This is a genomic window from Kitasatospora sp. NPDC051164, from assembly GCF_044455625.1.
GTDB lineage: Bacteria > Actinomycetota > Actinomycetes > Streptomycetales > Streptomycetaceae > Kitasatospora.
Genome location: NZ_JBITFB010000006.1, coordinates 206,156 through 223,532 on the forward strand (window position 1 = coordinate 206,156; position 17,377 = coordinate 223,532).

16 protein-coding genes are annotated in these 17,377 nt (G+C 74.9%); 8 read left to right on the forward strand and 8 right to left on the reverse strand.

Translation table 11 applies throughout. The annotated features are described in order from the left end of the window. Positions 1-78 precede the first annotated feature (78 nt). Positions 79-807, forward strand: coding sequence for a hypothetical protein (locus tag ACIBEC_RS11520; RefSeq protein WP_360490994.1), 729 nt, complete (start codon positions 79-81; stop codon positions 805-807). A gap of 40 nt (positions 808-847) precedes the next feature. On the opposite strand, the gene ACIBEC_RS11525 is transcribed toward ACIBEC_RS11520, so the two are convergent. After that, on the reverse strand, positions 848-1,687 hold the full coding sequence (locus tag ACIBEC_RS11525; RefSeq protein ID WP_360490991.1) for a hypothetical protein: 840 nt from the start codon (positions 1,685-1,687) through the stop codon (positions 848-850). Positions 1,688-1,873: 186 nt separating this feature from the next. Here ACIBEC_RS11525 and ACIBEC_RS11530 point away from each other — a divergent pair, with 186 nt between their 5' ends. After that, positions 1,874-2,365, forward strand: coding sequence for a signal peptide protein (locus ACIBEC_RS11530; RefSeq protein ID WP_360490988.1), 492 nt, complete (start codon positions 1,874-1,876; stop codon positions 2,363-2,365). A gap of 29 nt (positions 2,366-2,394) precedes the next feature. Here ACIBEC_RS11530 and ACIBEC_RS11535 read toward each other — a convergent pair whose 3' ends face one another. From ACIBEC_RS11535 to ACIBEC_RS11565, 7 genes are all read right to left on the reverse strand, one after another. Then, the gene (locus ACIBEC_RS11535; RefSeq protein WP_360490985.1) at positions 2,395-3,489 is read right to left on the reverse strand and encodes an LLM class flavin-dependent oxidoreductase; all 1,095 of its coding nucleotides are present in this window, start codon (positions 3,487-3,489) and stop codon (positions 2,395-2,397) included. Positions 3,490-3,529: 40 nt separating this feature from the next. Then, a complete protein-coding gene (locus ACIBEC_RS11540; protein WP_360490982.1) occupies positions 3,530-4,555 on the reverse strand; it encodes an LLM class F420-dependent oxidoreductase in 1,026 nt (341 codons plus the stop codon). Positions 4,556-4,627: 72 nt separating this feature from the next. Continuing rightward, a complete protein-coding gene (locus ACIBEC_RS11545) occupies positions 4,628-6,244 on the reverse strand; it encodes an ABC transporter substrate-binding protein (RefSeq protein ID WP_360490979.1) in 1,617 nt (538 codons plus the stop codon). A gap of 69 nt (positions 6,245-6,313) precedes the next feature. Further along, on the reverse strand, positions 6,314-7,231 hold the full coding sequence (locus ACIBEC_RS11550) for an ABC transporter ATP-binding protein (RefSeq protein ID WP_360490976.1): 918 nt from the start codon (positions 7,229-7,231) through the stop codon (positions 6,314-6,316). Next, positions 7,228-8,010 carry an ABC transporter ATP-binding protein gene (locus ACIBEC_RS11555; protein WP_360490973.1) on the reverse strand — a complete coding sequence of 261 codons (783 nt, stop codon included), beginning with the start codon at positions 8,008-8,010 and terminating at the stop codon, positions 7,228-7,230. The genes ACIBEC_RS11550 and ACIBEC_RS11555 overlap by 4 nt, the downstream gene beginning before the upstream one ends. Continuing rightward, positions 8,007-8,900, reverse strand: coding sequence for an ABC transporter permease (locus tag ACIBEC_RS11560; protein ID WP_360490970.1), 894 nt, complete (start codon positions 8,898-8,900; stop codon positions 8,007-8,009). Before ACIBEC_RS11560 ends, ACIBEC_RS11555 begins: the two co-directional genes overlap by 4 nt. Position 8,901: 1 nt before the next feature. Next, entirely contained in the window at positions 8,902-9,846 is a 945-nt protein-coding gene (locus tag ACIBEC_RS11565) for an ABC transporter permease (RefSeq protein WP_360490967.1), read from the reverse strand. Between the two features lie 693 nt (positions 9,847-10,539). On the opposite strand from ACIBEC_RS11565, the gene ACIBEC_RS11570 reads away from it, so the two are divergent. The 6 genes from ACIBEC_RS11570 to ACIBEC_RS11595 all read left to right on the forward strand — a co-directional run bounded on the left by ACIBEC_RS11570 (position 10,540) and on the right by ACIBEC_RS11595 (position 17,368). Then, positions 10,540-11,457, forward strand: a complete 918-nt coding sequence (locus ACIBEC_RS11570; protein WP_360490964.1) for a response regulator transcription factor — start codon at positions 10,540-10,542, stop codon at positions 11,455-11,457. 261 nt (positions 11,458-11,718) lie between these two features. Next, positions 11,719-12,633 carry a hypothetical protein gene (locus tag ACIBEC_RS11575; RefSeq protein WP_360490961.1) on the forward strand — a complete coding sequence of 305 codons (915 nt, stop codon included), beginning with the start codon at positions 11,719-11,721 and terminating at the stop codon, positions 12,631-12,633. 1 nt (position 12,634) lies between these two features. Beyond that, positions 12,635-14,470: an asparagine synthase (glutamine-hydrolyzing) gene (gene asnB, locus ACIBEC_RS11580; RefSeq protein ID WP_360490958.1), complete on the forward strand. Its 1,836-nt coding sequence runs from the start codon at positions 12,635-12,637 to the stop codon at positions 14,468-14,470. Then, positions 14,467-15,033 (forward strand): flavin reductase family protein, encoded by a 567-nt coding sequence (locus tag ACIBEC_RS11585; RefSeq protein ID WP_360490955.1) that lies wholly within the window; start codon positions 14,467-14,469, stop codon positions 15,031-15,033. The genes asnB and ACIBEC_RS11585 overlap by 4 nt, the downstream gene beginning before the upstream one ends. Beyond that, positions 15,030-16,529, forward strand: a complete 1,500-nt coding sequence (locus ACIBEC_RS11590) for a 4-hydroxyphenylacetate 3-hydroxylase N-terminal domain-containing protein (RefSeq protein ID WP_360490952.1) — start codon at positions 15,030-15,032, stop codon at positions 16,527-16,529. The genes ACIBEC_RS11585 and ACIBEC_RS11590 overlap by 4 nt, the downstream gene beginning before the upstream one ends. Then, positions 16,526-17,368 carry a class I SAM-dependent methyltransferase gene (locus tag ACIBEC_RS11595; protein WP_360490949.1) on the forward strand — a complete coding sequence of 281 codons (843 nt, stop codon included), beginning with the start codon at positions 16,526-16,528 and terminating at the stop codon, positions 17,366-17,368. The genes ACIBEC_RS11590 and ACIBEC_RS11595 overlap by 4 nt, the downstream gene beginning before the upstream one ends. Positions 17,369-17,377 lie beyond the last annotated feature (9 nt).

The window sequence follows — 17,377 nt, forward strand, 5'->3', positions numbered from 1 at the left end:
CCGGAGGGTAACGGGCCGCGACGGCGCGAGTGTTGCGGAGCGCACGCCCCGCACGGCCACTGACGGGACGCCGCGGCTGTGGGCTCCGCGGACACCGAGGTCGAGGTGGTGGTGACCGTGCCCAACCACGGCATCGGCCTGTGGATGGTCGGTGCGTTCGTGCTCACCTTCGTGGGCACCCGGGTGGTCACCCGGCTGATCCGGGCCGGGCGCGGGCCGTTCCGCAACGTCGAGGTCGGCGGCACCCATGTGCACCACCAGGTGTACGGCATCCTCGCGATGCTGGTGGCCGGCGCGATGGAGTTCGCCTACCGCCCGGACACCCCCGGGGTGCAGGTCCTGGCCGCGCTGTTCGGCGCCGGCGCCGCGCTCACCCTCGACGAGTACGCGCTGTGGCTGCACCTGGAGGACGTCTACTGGACGCGCGAAGGCCGCAAGTCCGTCGACGCGACCTTCCTGGCGGTGGCGGTCGGACTGCTGCTGGTCGCCGGGTTCAGCCCGTTCTCCGACACCGGCCAGGGCGCCGCCGCCCATCTGACCTTCGCCGTGCTGCTGCTGGTCAACCTGCTGTTCTCGGTCGGGGCGATCCTCAAGGGCAAGACGGCGGTCGGCGTGATCGGGCTGCTGGTGCCCCTGATCGCGCTGGTCGCCTGCCTGCGGCTGGCCAAACCCGACTCGCCGTGGGCCCGCTGGCGCTACCGGCCGGGCTCGCGCCGGGCCGAGCGCTCGCTGCGCCGCTACCCGCCCGGGCGGCGGACCCGGATGGACGCCCTGAAGGACTTCGTCGGGGGCGTCCCCCGGCAGTGAGGCCCGGGGCAGCCCGTCCGTCGGTAAGCCCGTCCGCCGGTCAGCCTGGCAGAGCCAGGAATCGGCGCAGCGAATCCGCCATGGCCCGGACGAAGCGCTCCCGGGTCTCCTCGGGGACCAGGTCGAGGGACAGGTAGGGGTTGAGGTCCTCCAGCTCGACCAGGAGCAGGCGCCCGTCGGGCGCCCGGCAGGCGTCCACCCGCTGGATCCCGTGCTCGAGCGTGTTCCAGTCGACGAAGCGCCGGGCGAACGCGAGGTCGGCCGGGCTCGGCTCGTACGGCTCGAGCACCCAGCGGCGGGCCGGGTCGGGGGCGTGCAGGGCGTACTGGAAGGCGTCGTCCACGAAATAGAACGAGACCTCGTACCGGAAGTCGATCCGCGGCTGGACCAGCACCTCGCCCCACGCGGGACCGTCCGGACCCTCCAGCTCGTCGGGGGTGAGGAAGCGCAGGCCTATGCTGTCGGCACCCTCCTTGGGCTTGACCGCGTAGCGGTCGGCGCCGGGCAGCCGGGCGAGGTCCTGCGGCCGGTCGACGGTGGGGATGACCGGGTGGCCGGTCTCGGTCAGGTCCAGCAGGTACTGCTTCCCGGCCATGTCCCCCCGCCCGGTCAGCGGGTTGTAGACCCGCACGCCGTCGGCCAGGGCTCGGTCCCGGAAACGGGCGTACTCCTCCCGGTAGTGCAGCACCGGCCCGCTGTTGCGCACCACGACCGCGTCGAAGCGCGCCATCAGGGCCCGGGCGTCGAGCGGGTGGCACAGGGCCAGGTCGAACCACTCCCGCAGCCGGGAGGTGAGGAAGACGTCCTCGTCGCCGTAGCGGCGGCCGCGGGCCGGGTAGGCCAGGTCGGTCACGTACAGCAGGCTGGGCCGGGCGGGCACGGGCGCTCCCTCGGGTGGTGGTGGGGGACCGAAATCTACCGGTCCACCGGCCCCGTCGGCCGTGGACCCCGGGGGCCGCCGGTCCGGCGCGGATGCGCGTTGCGCCATCGGAGTGCAGGGTGGACGGGTACGGTCCGGCCACCGGCGGAATCCCGGGGGACCCGAGAACGATCGAAGGAGGCCGCCATGCCGACCAGGAAGATTTTCGGCCGGGCCCTGGCCCTGACCGCCCTCGCGGCTCTGCCGGCCGCCGCTTTCACACTGCCCTCGCCGGCGGCCGCCGCCGTGGCCTCCGCCCCGCAGGCGGTCGCCGGCGCCGTGCCGACCTCCTTCGTCGACCTGCCCGGCAGCCCGCTGCCGTCCGACCACGCGGCGCACCGGATCACCGTCACCTACCGCAACCCCACGGGGGCGGACCAGACCATCGCCCCGCAGATCCTCGTCGAGTCACCCGACAACGGGCCCTTCCTCACCCCGGGGAACATCAAGCTCGAGATCCTGGCCGGCGGCGTCTGGAAGACCGTGCCGCTGGCCAGCCAAACCGGCACGCTGTACACCGGCCTCACCTCGGCGAAACTGGTCCTCCACAGCCACCACACGCTGACCCAGTACTACCGGCTCACCGTGCTGAAGGCCTCCCCGGGCACGGTCCAGCCGAGGGTGGCGCTGTACGGCTGAGGCGGTCCCGGGTCGGGGCGGTGGCGTGTTCACCAGTCGCGGCGGTCGGCCGGGGTGCCGAGGCCGGCGCGGAGGTGGCGGACGAGGGCGCGGCGCAGCTCCCGGTCGTGGTCGGTCTCGACGGCGAGGTCGAGCTGGACGATGTCCACGCCCGCCGAGCGGAGGAGCCCGATCCGGGCCGCGACGGCGGCCGGGGAGCCGGCGTAGGCGGCGCTGAGGGAGCGGCGGACGTAGGCGGCCACCTGCTCGTCGCCGTGGGCGGGGTCGGAGTGGCCGCGCTCGCGGTCGCGGTCGAGTTGGACGGCCTCCCGCCAGCGGCCGCCGGCGCCGCCGGAGGTGAGGCGCAGGGCGTCCCGGCGCAGCCGGCGGACCCGGTCGCGGGCCTCCTCGTCGGTGTCGGCGAGGACGACGGTGATGTGCCGCCAGATCCGCAGGGACCGGCCGTGGACGGCGGCCGCAGCGCGGGCCTGGGCGATCCGCCGCCGGGTGTCGGGCAGCGGCAGCGGGCTGACGGCGTACACCTGCGCGTAGCGGGCCGCGAGGTCGAGGCCCTGCGGTGAGGAGCCGCCGAAGGAGAGCAGTTCGCCGCCCGGTCTCGGGTGCAGGCCGGGGCGGGCGGCGGCCACGGTGTAGAACTCGCCCTTGTGGTCGATGTCCCGGTCGGCGGTCAGGTAGCGGGTGAACAGGTCTAGGTACTCCTCGGCCCGGCGGTAGCGCTCCGCCTTGTCGAGGAGGTCGCCGTCGCGGGCCGTGTCGCGGTCGTTGGAGCCGATGACGACGTGCGCCGCCGCCCGTCCGCCGGAGAGGCGGTCCAGGGTCGCCAGGGAACGGGCGGCGACGGTCGGCGCGGTGGTGCCGACCCGGTGGGCGACGGCGATGCGCAGCCGGGTGGTGGCGGCCAGCGCCCAGGAGGCCACCAGCCAGGGGTCGGGCCACGAGCTGGACTGCACCACCAGGGCGCTGTCCAGCCCGTCCTCCTCGTTCTCGCGCGCGGTGCGGGCGACGTACGCGGGGTCGGCGGTGCGGTCGCGGCCGTCGGGGGCCCAGCGCAGGGCCTGGCGCTCCTGCGGGGTGTCGCCGGGGACGGGTGCGGCGCGGACCCCGCCGCGGATCTCCAGGGGCACGGGCTCTCCTCGGATGGGAATCGGACGGAACGGCGGCGGGTCAGCGGGCGGCCGGGCCGAGCCGGGCCAGGGTGTCGAGCAGCTTGGCCCGGCTGACGAACATCTCGGGCGGCAGCGACACGTACAGCTGGATGGTGGTGACGCCCGGGCGGTGGTAGGCGAGGATGCGCTCGCGGCACTCCTCGGGGGAGCCGCTGACGAAGAGTCCGTCGACGACCTCGTCCGGCAGGGCCTTCTGGGCGCCCTCCGGATCCCCCTCGGCCCACCGGCGGTGGGTTTCGGCGAGCAACTCGCCGTGGCCCAGCCATTCGTGGAACTTCCGGTACGGCTCGCGGTTGAGGATCCAGGCGAGGAAGGGCCGGCTGGCGCGGTGGGCGTAGTCGGTGTCCTCGGTGGGGCAGACGAAGACCTTCACCACCAGCTCCTTGCCGGGCGGCTGCGGGCCGACGGTCTCCAGGATCTTCGGCACGTCGTGCGGGAACAGCAGGTTGGTGATGGCGCCGTCCCCCTCGGTGAAGCCGAGCCGGAGCATGTTGGGCCGCAGCGCGCCCAGGATCACCTTGACCGGGTCGGCGGGCGGGTGCGGCAGCCGGTAGCCGGTGATGTCGAAGGTGTCGAACCCGCCGGTGACGTACTCGCCGCGCAGTGCCCGGGTGACGAAGCGCAGCACGTCCCGGGTGCGCTTGAACGGCTCGTCGAAGGGGATGCCGTTGATGTCGGTGACGTGCGCGGGGACGGAGGCGCCGATGCCCAGCAGGAGTCGTCCGGGGGCGAGTTGGGCGAGTGTCGCGGCGGTCTGGGCGAGCACCGCCGGGCCGCGGGTGTGCACCGGGACGATACCGGTGGCGATCCGCAGGGACGGGGACCACGCCGCCGTGGCGGCCAGCGGGGTGAAGGCGTCGGTGCCGCCGCCCTCGGCGCTCCACACGTCGGTGTAGCCGAGGTCGGGCAGCCGTTCGACCAGGAAGCGGTGCCGGTCGATGGTCAGGCCCGGCAGGGGCAGGGTGATGCCCCACTTGGGCGGCTCGGTGTCGGTGTGGTGGTGCGGCGGGTGCGGGGTGGTCATCGGACGGTTGTCCTTCCAGTGGTGCTCGGGGTGGTGCTGGGGGTGGTGTCGGAGAGGGGGCGCCGGTCAGCCTCAGCCGACCCAGACCGTGGTCAGGTCGAGGAACCAGGACTGCGGCTGCACGAGCCCGTGGACCTTCGGTGAAAGGGCCCGCGGGTTGCGGTCGTTGACCACGAACAGCCAGGGCGCGTCCTGGGTGACGAGGGTGAGGGCCCTGCGGTAGCCGGCCTGCCGGGCGGCCTGGTCGGCGTCGGCGGCCGAGGACGCGAGCAACCCGTCGACCTGCGGGTTCGCGTAGTGGCCGGTCCAGAACGGGCTCGTGGAGCCGATGAACAGCGGCAGCAGTGCCTCGGACTGGAACAGCGTGGTGGACTGGGCGACGGCGTCGGAACCGAGCGCGACCTGGCCCTTGGCCTCGGCGCCGATCAGGGTGGTCCAGTCGGTGGTGCGCAGTTCGACCTTGATGCCGACGGCGGCGAGGTCCCGCTGGATGGCCTCGGCGATCGGCACCGGCAGCAGGTTGCCGCTGCCGCCTGTGGGCACCGTGACGGAGGTGCCGAAGCCGTTCGGTACGCCGGCCTCGGTGAGCAACTGCCGGGCCTTGGCCGGGTCGTAGGAGTAGGCGTCGCCGGCGGGGTCGTAGGCGGCGGTGGCGCGCGGCGCGGCCTGGTAGGCCGGGTCGGCGGTGCCGTGCAGCAGATTGTCGGCGATGGCCTTGCGGTCGATCGCGTAGTTGGCGGCCTTGCGGACCAGCGGGTTGTTCCAGGGGGCCTTGGAGGTGTCCAGGATCCAGTACCAGAGGTGGTCGTAGCTGTTGGTGGCGATCGTGACGCCGTCGGCCTTGAGGCTCTCGATGTCGTCCGGGTTCGGGTACTCGATCCAGTTCGCGCCGCCCGAGCGCAGGGCCGCGGTGCGGGCGGCGGCGTCCGGCAGCGCCTTGATCACGAGGCGGTCGAGCTTGGGGGCGCCGCGCCAGTAGTCCTTGTTGGCGGTGAGCTCGATCTGCTGGCCCTCGGTCTGCGAGACGAAGGAGAACGGGCCGGTACCGACCGGGTGTTGGGCGAAGTTCGCCGAGCCGGCCTTGCGGACGGCGGTGGGGCTGGCGATCAGGACGTGCGCGAGGTCCTCGGGGAAATGGCCGTTGGGTTCCTTGGTGACCAGTTCGACGTGGTCGGCGTCGGTCTTGCGGTAGGAGGCGATGTCGCCCGCGTACTCCGCGGCGGCGGCGCCGAGGGCGTCGGTGTACTCGGGGCTGCCCTTGTCGAGGTAGCGCGCCAGGTTGAAGACCACGGCGTCGGCGTCGAAGGGGGTGCCGTCCTGGAACTTCACGCCCTGGCGGAGGGTGAAAGTCCAGGTCCTGCGGTCGGCCGCGACCTGCCAGTCGGTGGCGAGGGCGCCGGTGACGGTCGGCGGCTTGTCGGTGCCCTTGAGCAACTCGTAGCGAGTGAGGCCCTCGTAGAGCTGGAAGGAGACAAGCCGCTTGCCCTCGAAACCCGCGCCGCCGATCACGGTGTCGGTGTTCGGCAGCTTGCCGGTGGCGCCGATGACCAGGGTCCCGCCGCGGCCGTCGCCGCCGCCCGCCCCGGTGGAGCCGCCGCCGGACCCGGCGCAGCCGGCGGCCGCGGTGAGCAGGACGGCGGCGGCCGACAGGGCGACGGCTCTGGAACGGGTACGGGCGGTGCGCGTCATGGTGTTTCCTCGTCGGTTCGGTGGTGCGGAGCGCAGAGCGGAGTCGGTCAGGGCGCAGAGCGGTGTCGGTCAGGGCGCGGAAGGGGCTGTGCCGGTGGCGGAGGGGGCGGTGCCGGTGGCGGCTTCCAGCAGGGCCCGGGTGTACGGGTGCGCGGGGGAGTCCCAGAGGCGGTCGACGGGCCCCTCCTCGACCACCCGGCCGTGCCGCAGCACCAGCACCCGGTGGGCGAGGTGGCGGACGACGGCGAGGTCGTGGGAGATGAACAGGTAGGCCAGGCCGGTGCGTTCGCGCAGCTCGGTGAGCAGGTCGAGCAGCCGGGCCTGGACACTGCGGTCCAGGGCGGATGTCGGCTCGTCGCAGACCAGCAGCTCGGGCCCGGTGGCCAGGGCCCGGGCGACGGCCACCCGCTGCAGCTGCCCGCCGGACAGCTCGCGCGGGTAGCGGGTGGCGAGCGCGGGCTCCAGACCGACCTGGGCGAACAGTCGGGCGACGGTTGCGGCACGCCCGGCGCGCGGGGTGCCGTGCAGCCGCAGCGCGAAGGCGACCGCCTCCCCGGCCCGCAGGCTCGGGTTGAGCGAGCCGCGCGGGTGCTGCGGGACGAACTGCAGCCGGCCCCGCAGCGCACGGTCGGCGCGGCCGCGCAGCCGGTACGGGTCGCGGCCGTCGAAGCGGACGCTGCCGGAGTCGGGGGCGAGCAGGCCGAGGGCGAGGCGGGCCACGGTGGACTTCCCGGAGCCGGACTCGCCGACCAGGGCGACGGTCTCGCCGGGGGCGATGGTGAGGCTGACGCCCTCCAGCGCCGTCCGGCCGCCGTAGCGCTTGCCGACGGCGTCGAGGGTGAGCAGGGGGCGCGGGGGCGTCTCGGCGCCGGGGGCGGTGTGGCGGTCGGACGCGGTGCGGTGGTCGGGCGTGCCGTGGTGGTCGGGCGTGTCGCGGTGGTCGGTCGTGCCGTGGAGGTCGGGCGTGTCGCGGTGGTGCAGGCTCATCGGCGGGCTCCCGGTTCGGCGGCCACCAGGGCGGCGGTGAAGGCGTGGCCGGGCTCGCCCAGCACCCGTTCGGCCGGGCCGAGTTCGACGATCCGGCCGGCCCGCATGACCGCCACCGTGCCGCCGATGCGGCGGGCCACCGCGAGGTCGTGGGTGACCAGCAGCAGCGCGATGCCGCAGTCGGTGCGCAGGGTGGCGAAGAGGTCCAGGATCCGGCCGCGGACCAGGGCGTCCAGCGCGGTGGTCGGCTCGTCGGCGATCAGCAGTTCCGGGCCGCAGCAGATCGCGAGGGCGATTGCGGCGCGCTGGCGCAGGCCGCCGGAGAGCTCGTGCGGGTACGCCCGGGCGACTCGCCCCGGATCCGGGACGCCGGCGGTGGCGAGCAGCCCGGGGACGGCGGCGCGGGCGGCCCGGCGGCCGTCGGCGATCCGGTGTCGGCGCAGCACCTCGGCGAGTTGCGGGCCGATCCGGCGCAGGGGGTCGAGCGAGGCGCTCGGGTCCTGCGGCACGTAGCCGATGCGCCGGCCGCGGACGTCCGAGAACGCGCGTTCGTCGAGTGCCCGCAGGTCCGTCCCGGCGAGCCGGACGCTCCCGGTGACGGTGGCGCCCCGCCCGGGCAGGCCGAGCACCGTACGGGCGACGGTGGTCTTGCCGCTGCCGGACTCGCCGAGCAGCACCAGGGCGCCGCCGGCCCGCAGGGCGAGGGAGACCCCGTCGACGGCCCGGACGACTCCGGGGTACTCGACGCCCAGATCGTCGATCTCCAGCAGTGGGCTCATCGGATCACCTGCTTGGCGGTTCGTCGCGTCACGGCCTGGGTGGCGCGCGGCAGATGGGCCGCGGCGTCGCCGACCCGGGTGCGCAGCGCCTCGCCGAGGGTGTTGAACACGACCGAGACGGCGAGGATGACGAGGGCCGGCAGCACCGCCACCCAGGGGTGGGTGAGCAGCGAGGGCCGCAGCTCGTCCAGCATCGCGCCCCACTCGGCGGTGGGCGGGGCGACCCCGAGCCCGAGGAAGGACAGTCCGGCGGCGTACACGACGGCGAGCCCGACCAGCGAGGAGGAGTACACCAGCACCACCGGAGCCACCACGGGGGCGACCTGCCGGATCACCAGCGCGCCCCAGCCGGCGCCGCTGACCCGGGCCGCCTCCAGGTACTCGGAGGTGCGGATCCGCCGGGTCTCGGTGAACGCGACCCGGGCGACCGCCGGGGTGAGCACCACGGACAGCGCGAGCACGGTCGCGCCCAGGCCGGGGGTGAGCAGCGAGGCGACGGCGATCGCCAGCAGCACCCCGGGGAAGGCGTAGAGCACGTCCAGGGTGCGCAGCAGGGCCTGTTCGGTGAACCGGCCGCCGAGGCCGGCCGTGATGCCGAGCAGGGTCCCGGCGACGGCGGCGACGGTGACCGGCACGAGCCCTCCGGTGAGCGAGGCACGCCCGGCCCAGATCAGCCGGCTCAGCAGGTCGCGGCCCTGCCCGTCGGTGCCCAGCGGGTGGCCGGGGCTGCCGGGGTCGAGCAGCCGGTCCGCGAGCCGCCCGGCGGCCGGGTCGTACGGGGCGACCAGCGGCGCGGCGAGGGCGAGCAGGACGAGCAGCACGGCGAGGGCGCCGGGGACGACCAGGCCGAGGTTCCGGCTGGTCCGTCCGGTCCACGGGGTCGACGTCATGTCAGGTCCTCACTCGCGGGTCGATCGCCGCGTGCCCCGCGTCCACCAGGATGTTGACGCCGACGAACGCCACCGCCACCACCAGCACCCCACCCTGCACCAGGGGCAGGTCACGGGCGGTGAGCGCGTCGTACAGCAGCCGGCCGACGCCGGGCCAGGCGAACAGGGTCTCCACGAAGACCACCCCCTCCAGCAGGTAGGCGAGTTGCAGGCCGCCGATGGTCAGCAGCGCGGGCGAGGCGTTGTGCACGCAGTGCCGCAGTACGGCGGCCGGGCGCAGGCCGCGGGCCCGCAGCGAGTCGGCCAGCTCACCGGCCAGGACGGTGCCCAGCGACGCCCGGAACACCCGCGCGGTGAGCCCGAGCGGCACGAGCGCGGCGGCGACCGCCGGCAGGACCAGGTGGCGGGCCAGGTCGGCCGGACCGCCGGAGCCGAACGCGTCGTGCGTGCCGCCGGCCGGCAGCCAGCGCAGCCCGACCGCGAAGACGGCGATCAGCAGCAGCGCCACCGAGTACTGCGGGGCGGACACCGCGAGGGTGGACAGCGCGCCGGAGATCCGCCCGCCGGGGCCGCGCGGACGCACCGCACCGAGGGCGCCGAGCGCCACCCCGCCGACCAGCACCAGGAGGAACGCGGCCGCCGTCAGGGTGAGCGTCTGGCCGAGCGCGGGGAGCAGCAGGCCGGCGACAGGGCGCTGGCCGGAGATGGACGTGCCGAGGTCGCCGGTGAGCGCGTGGCCGAGCCAGTCCGCGTAGCGCACGGGCAACGGCTGGTCCAGGCCGAGCCGTTCGGTGAGCACCCGACGGGCCTCGGGCGGTGCGCCCGGGCCGAGGAAGGCGGCGACCGGGTCGCCGGGGACGAGCGCCACGGTCGCGAAGACGACGGCGGTGACGCCGAGCAGCGTCGGGACGGCCAGCAGGAGTCGGCGCACCAGGAACCGGGTCACCGGTCGACCCTCCGGGGCGGGGCGCCGGACGGGCCGGCGGCGGGCCGGTGGGGCGGGGCGGGCATGGCGCTGCTGCTCCTTCGGGAGTCGTGCGGGAGTTCTGCGGGACTTCTGCGTGAGTTCTCGGGCGGGGGTTCGGGAATGCCGGGCCGTCATTTCGGCTGCTTGGCAGCGGTGTTCGGAGTGTGGGCGGGGCTGCCCCTGCGGCGTCGGGACACCGTCGCCGCGACGGCCGAGGTCGCTTGGAGGAGCGTTGCGGACGCACGGCCCCGACAGCCAGTCAGTTCCTGATGCTGTTACCTCCGGTCACAGGATCCGTGGTGGCCGGAGTACCGCTGCCCCGGCCGCCGAGGCCCGGTCCCGTCCTTGACCTGCACAAGGAACCGGACCTAGGGTTTCCCGCATGGCTATTCGGCGGACCGACTTCACCTTGGTCGGGATCGGCGGCTCGTGGCACCGCAGGTGCTTCGACGAGTTCTGTCGATCGCGCGCACCGCGCTGACCGCCCCGGTCCACACCCGCCGCGGTCGGCGCTCCCTCCTCACCCCGGATCCCTGCCCGACGCCTGTCCGCGTCGCCGGCGGATCCCTGTCGCAGCAGATCGCGTCCACGGGGCCGACCAGCCACCAGCTAGGGGGACCGCATCGCCATGCCCTACCACAGACGTCCAGCCTCCGCTCCCGGAGGTGCCCGATGGCAGCAGTGAGCACCTTCGCCGCCCCGGCCGGCCCGCGCGGCCGCCGGCTTCCCGCCCGCCGCGCCGCCTGTGGCGGCACCGGCCCGGGGGACGCGCCCGCCACGGGACCGGCCCGTCCGCACGCCGAGATCGACAACCCGCTCGACCTGATCGCCGGTCACCAGCTGCTGGCCGAACCGGCACCGCCGGCCCCGGGCCGGGCGGACGCCGGGTGCGGCTGCGGCCACCCGAGTTGCGTGGACGAGGAACGCGACCGCACCGGGCTCGCCCGGGTGTTCCTGGTCGAACGGCACTCGGTGGCCAGCGCCGGGCTGCGCAGCGTGCTGGCCACCGCGCCCGGACTGACGGTGGTCGGCTCCACCGGCGACCCGCTGCGCGCCGTCGTGGCCGTGCACCGCATCGCCCCCGACATCGTGCTGCTCGGCCGCGGCGCGAGCCTGGAGGAGGACCTGGCGGCCGTGGTGGCGCTGCGCGGACCGGACGGGGCCCCTGACGCCCGGGTCCTGCTGCTGCGCCGGGCCGAGTCGACCGCCGAGGCGAGCCGGATGCTGCTGGCCGGAGCCGGCGGCTGCTTCCCGCTCGACCTGGCCGGGGAGCGGATCATCGGCGCGGTCCAACTCGTGGCAGCCGGCGGGTCGGTGTTCCTGCCGGCACCGCCGCCCGCCCGGATCCACGCGGCGTCTCCCGGGCGGCACCTCGGCGAGCTGCCGCCGCAGCAGGCCGGGCTGACCGAACGCGAACGGGAGGTGCTGGTCAAGCTCGGGCACGGGCTGAGCAACGCCGAGATCGGGCGCGAACTGGCCCTCGCCGAGGCCACCGTGAAGAAGCACCTCACCCAGGCCATGCGCAAGATCGGGCAGCCCGACCGGCTGCGCGCCGCGCTCTACGCCCACCGGCACGGGCTCGCCGGGTAGTTCCGTCGCCGTACACGTCCGTCGCCGCACACGCACCGCCCGAGGGCGGGCCCCGCCAGGACGCGGGGCCCGCCCTTCGTCGTGCCCGGGCTCCTGGCGGGTGCGGTGCGAGGCGACCTTCGGAGCATCCGAACGGCGACGATCGGCGCCCTGGCCGGCGCCGTTCGGGGCTACCGGGGCGCGCGGACCGCTTCGTAGCGTGGCGGGAACGACGACGACACGACGGTCCGACGGATCGTTCAGCCGAAGGGAGATGGCCCGATGGGGGGTGTGTCCGACGGGACCGGCGGTCCGACCGGCGCCGGTGGCCTGGGGGGTGGCCGGGCCGGTGGCCGGGCGGTCGGCGAGGCCGGCCCGCGTACGGTGGTCCTGCCCGCCGGGAGCCGAAGCCCCGGCCCGGAGCAGCCGAGGTCCCCGTACCGCGCGATGCCGGACGCCGAGCGGTCCGCGCTCTGGCGGCAGCGGCTGCACGAGGCCGAGGCCGGGCTGACGCGGTACCTGGTGTCACGCGGGGACGAACTGCACCTCACCGACTGGTTCGTCCTGCAGTCCGAGCTGTTCGCCGACCTGCCCGAGCCGGACGCGCCGGCCGTCGAGTGGCAGCGGGTGTTCTTCCGCGACCAGGCCCTGATGGAACGTTTCCTCGTCGTCCGCTACGGCGAGCAGGTACTCGGGGACTGGGCCCGGTCCAACGCCGAGGTGCACCGCGACGTCGAGCCCGACCACGGCCGGGGCGCCGCCGACCCGATCCACCGGATCGCCCGGCAGGCCGAACTGTACGGCTCCGACTACGAGTTCGACGACGATGCGCCGCCCGGACCGGAACGCGCGGCGCTCACCATCACGCACTGCGCGATCTGGGACTACCGCGAGAAGGCTCGGCGCTCGGGCGTCCGGCTGACCCTCGCCTCGCCCTGCACCTACTGCACCGAGGCGCTGTCCGCCAACATCCGTGCCAAGGGCTACCGGCCCGCGCACCGCCTGACCCACGGCCCGACCGGCCACGGCTGCCGCTGGGAGTCCACGACCGCGACCGCGACCGGGCCCGCTGAGATCGCCGGGCCCGCCGAAGCCACCGAAGTCACCGAAGCCACCGGGCCCGCCTCGACGGACGCGACCGCCGAGCCCACCGGGCCCGCCGCGCCCACCGCCACCGACGAACCCGGGGAGTCCTGACATGTGCGGCATCACCGGCTGGATCGACTGGGACACCGACCTGCTCCACCAGGCGCGGACCGTCCGGGAGATGACCGCCACCCTGGCCTGCCGCGGCCCGGACGCGGACGGCGTCTGGCTCTCCCGGCACGCCGCCCTCGGCCACCGCCGGCTGTCCGTGATCGACCCGGACGGCGGCGCCCAGCCGCTCGCCGACCGCCCCGGACCGGACACCGCGGCCGTCCTGAGTTACAACGGCGAGCTCTACAACCACCGCGAGCTGCGCACCGAACTGGAGGCCCTCGGGCACGTCTTCCGCTCCCGCTCGGACACCGAGGTGGTGCTGCGGGCCCACCTCCAGTGGGGCAAGGACGCACCGGCCAGGTTCAACGGCATCTTCGCCTACGCCCTCTGGGACGCCCGGCGCGAGGAACTGCTGCTGGTCCGCGACCACCTCGGCATCAAACCGCTGTACTGGCACGCCCACCGCAGCGGCGTCCTGTTCGGCTCCGAGCCGAAGGCGGTGCTCGCCAACCCGCTGTTCCGCGCCGAACTGGACGCCGAGGGCATCGCCGAACTGTTCGCGCTGCCCGCCGCGCCGAGCGCCGGCCACGGCGTCTTCCGCGGCCTCCACGAGGTCCGGCCCGGCCAACTGGTGGTCGTCGGCCGTGCCGCCACCCGGGAAGTGCGGTACTGGCGGCTGGAGTCCGCCGAGCACCGGGACGACGCCGCGACCACCCGGGCGACCGTCCGGGAACTGCTCGCCGACGCCGTCGAACGGCAGCTGATCAGCGACGTGCCGCTGTGCACCCTGCTCTCCGGCGGCGTCGACTCCAGCGCCGTCACCGCGCTGGCCGCCGCCGCCCGCGAACGGGCCGGCCAGGGCAAGATCACCAGCTTCTCCGTCGACTTCCCCGGCAGCGCCGAACGCACCCCCGACGCCTGGCGGACCACCCGCGACGCCCCCTACGTGGAGGCCGCCGCCGAGCACATCGGCACCCTGCACACCACCGTCCTGGTCCCCGACGACGACCTGCTGGACGCCCGCGACGCCGTCCTGCGCGCCCGCGACCGCCCCGGCTGGGGCGAGATGGACGCCTCCCTGCACCTGCTCTTCCGCGAGGTGCGGCGGCGCTCCACCGTCGCGCTCTCCGGCGAGGCCGCGGACGAGATCTTCGGCGGCTACCCCTACTTCCACGACGCCGACGCCCTCGCCGCCCCGACCTTCCCGTGGCTGCACGGCAGGGCCACCCCGGCGGACCTGCTGCGCCCGGACGTCCGGGCCGAGGTGCGCCCCGAGGAGTACACCGCCGCCGCGTACCGGCGCTCGCTCGGCGAAGTGCCGCGGCTGCCCGGCGAGTCGGCCCGCGACGCCCGGATCCGCGAGGTCTTCCACCTCGCGCTCACCCGCTGGCTGCCCCCGCTGCTGGACCGGGTGGACCGGGTGTCGATGTCGGTCGGCCTGGAGGTCCGGGTGCCGTTCTGCGACCACCGCCTGGTGGAATACCTGTGGAACGTCCCGTGGGCGCTCAAGGCACCGGACGGGCGGGCCAAGGGGCTGTTCCGCGACGCCGTCCGGGACCTCCTCCCGCCGCAGGTCGCCGACCGGCCCAAGAGCGGCTACCCGTCCACCCCCGCCGTGCGCTACACCGAGGTGCTCACGGCCCGGGCCCACGAGCTGCTGGCCGACCCGAACGCGCCGGTCTTCGAGCTGGTCGACCGCGACCTGGTGCGTCGGCTGCTCGCCGAGGGCCGACCGCTGCCCAGCCCACGCACCGCGCCGAACCCGGTCGGCGGCCTCGACCACCTGGTCCAGGTCGACGAGTGGCTGCGCGCCTACCAGGTGGGGTTGCGATGAGCGGCGCCCTGACCCGAGCAGCCGGGAAAGCCGCCGGGCACGCCACCGACCAGGCCACCGAGGAGGAGTTCCGGGCCGCCTCCCGCGGCTGGACCAGCGGGGTCGCGGTCGTCACCACCCGCGCGGGCGAGGAGGTCTTCGCCAAGACGGTCTCCTCCTTCAGCACCCTCTCCCTCGACCCGCCGCTGGTCACCGTCGCGATCGGCCGGCACAGCCCGCTCGTGGCCGCCGCCCGGGCCTCCGGGCGGTTCGGCCTCTCGATCCTGACGGACCGTCAGGCCGCCGTGGCCCGGCGGTTCGCCACCCCCGGGGCCGGACGCTCGCTCGGCGCCTTCGCCGCCGTACCGACGCGGACCGCCGCCACCGGCGCCCCGGTCGTCGAGTCCGCCCTGGCCTGGTTCGACTGCCGGCTGCACGCGGCCCTGCCCGGCGGCGACCACACCATCCTGGTCGGCCGGGTCGCCGCCGCGGCCCGCGACGACGGCGAACCCCTTCTCTACCACGACGGCCAGTACCGCCTACTGGCCCCGAAACCCTTGAACACCAACGGAGTTGGCGCATGACACTGCTGGACACCGCCGCCGGTCGCGGCGCGCCCGCCACCGCCCGAGGCCTGCTCACCGGAGACCGCTACCGGGCCGAACTCGACGACGGACGTGAGCTCTACCTCGACGGCCGACGGATCGCGAACCCTGCCGAGCACCCCGCGTTCCGCCCGGCCGTGGACGAGCTGTCCCGGCTGCTCGACCTCCAGCACGACCCCGACCACCGCGACCTGCTCACCTGGCAGGACCCGGACAGCGGCCTGCGGCTGGCCCGCGCCTACCAGCCCCCGCGCACCCTCGACGACCTCCGAATCCAGCGCCGCAGCGCCGAGTTCTGGCACGCCGAAGCACTCGGCCAGCAGGGCCGCTCGCCCGCGTTCATGGCCTCCATCGCCGTCGGCGTCTACGACTTCCGGCACCGGCTGGCCGAGGCAGACCCGCGCTTCGGCGCCAACGCCGAAGCCTGGTACCGCCACTGCGCCACCAACGACCTCGTCCTGTCGCACGCCCTGGGCGACCCGCAGATCGACCGCTCCGCCGACCCGCTCGACGACCCCGACCTCGCCCTGCGCGTCATCGAGGAGAACGACCGGGGCATCGTGGTCCGCGGCGCCAAGCAGCTCACCACCCTCGCCCCGCTCGCCCACGAGGTGCTGGTCTACCTCTCCGCCTCCTTCACCGAGGGCCGCGGCGAACAGTTCGTCACCTGGTTCGCCCTGCCGCTCAACACCCCCGGACTGGTCACCCTCGCCCGCGAGCCGCTCGGCAGCGCCCCCTGGGGCCACGCCCACCCCCTCGGCGCGCGGTACGACGAGCAGGACGCGATGCTCTTCTTCGACGACGTCCTGGTGCCCTGGGACCGCGTCTTCCTGCTGCGCGACGCCGGCCTCGCCCGGCTCGGCCTCGGCCGGATCAACGCCTGGAGCGCCTACATCGGCCACATCCGCTACCGCGAACGGCTGCGCACCCTGCTCGCCACCGCCACCCTCGTCGCCGAGTCGATCGGGGTGGACGGCTTCCGCAACATCCAGGAGGACCTCGGACGCCTCGCCGGGTACGCCGAACTGACCGAGTACTTCCTGGACGCCGCCGAAGCCCGCGGCGGCCCCACCGACGGCGGCCTGTTCGCCCCCGGCGACACCGCCGCCTCCCGGGTCTGGTCGGCCGAGGTGGCCGGCAGCGCCGTCGAGATCGTCCGCCGGATCGGCGCCTCGGGCCTGCTCATCCAGCCCACCGCCGCCGACCTCGCCCACCCCCGGCTGCGCCCGCACCTGGACCGCTACATGCGCGGGCGCGGCATCGACGCCGAACGCAAGTCCCGGCTGTTCCGGATCGCCTGGGAGCTCACCGGCGACGGCTTCGGCCAGCGCCAGGACCTCTACGAGTACGTGCACCGGGGCGACCTGACCCGCAACCGGATCAACATCTTCAAGCGGTACGACCAGAGCGAGGCCCGCGAGCGCCTGCTGCACCTGGTCGACCGGCCCGCGAGCGCCGAGGAGAACCAGTCGTGAGCACGTCCGCCGTCGAGATCCAGGCCCGAACCCTCGCCGGGTACGCCGACGCCAGCCGGCTGCGCCAGGTCCAGGACCGCGACTGGGTGCTCGACCAGGTCACCGGAGCCCCCGAGACCCTGATCGACCTCGGCAGCGGGATCGGCCAGCTGCTGCAGGCCGCTCTGGAACGGTTCCCCACCCTGCGCCGCGCCGTCGGCCTGGAACGCTCCGAACACCGCATCGCCGAGGCCGCCGACCGGCTCCGGCCGTACGGCGAGCGGATCGCCCTGCACCGGGCCGACCTCACCGCGCCCGAGCCGCTGCCCTTCCGGGCCGAGGTGATCACCCAGACCTCGGTGCTGCACTGGCTGTACCCGGACGAGGAACGGATCTTCGCCTGGGCCGCCGCCCACCTCGCCCCCGGCGGCAGGTTCCTGTTCACCAGCTACCACCCCGCCCGCGACGAACACGGCCTCGGCGGCGAGGACGAACTGGTCCGCGACGCCCTGGTGGCCCTCGGCACCCCGGACGACGAGGTGCCCGGCGCCTTCGCGCGCGGCGGCGTGCTGCCGATCGCCACCCGCACCCGGACCGTCGAGGACCTCGCGGCGGTGATCGGCCCGCACCTCGCGGTGGCCGGCCACCTGGAGCGCGACGCCGTCGTCACCGTCGACAGCGCCGAGCAGTACGAGCACTTCCACGCCGCCACCTTCGGCGACTACTACAGCCGCCTGGTACCGGCCGACCGGCGGGCCGCGTTCTTCCGCGCCGTCGGCGAGAGCGCCTGGCGCCGGCAGCGGGAGCGCGGACACGTCAGCCACATGGCCGTCCGGCTCTGGACGCTGACCCCCCGTTAGCCCGCTTCC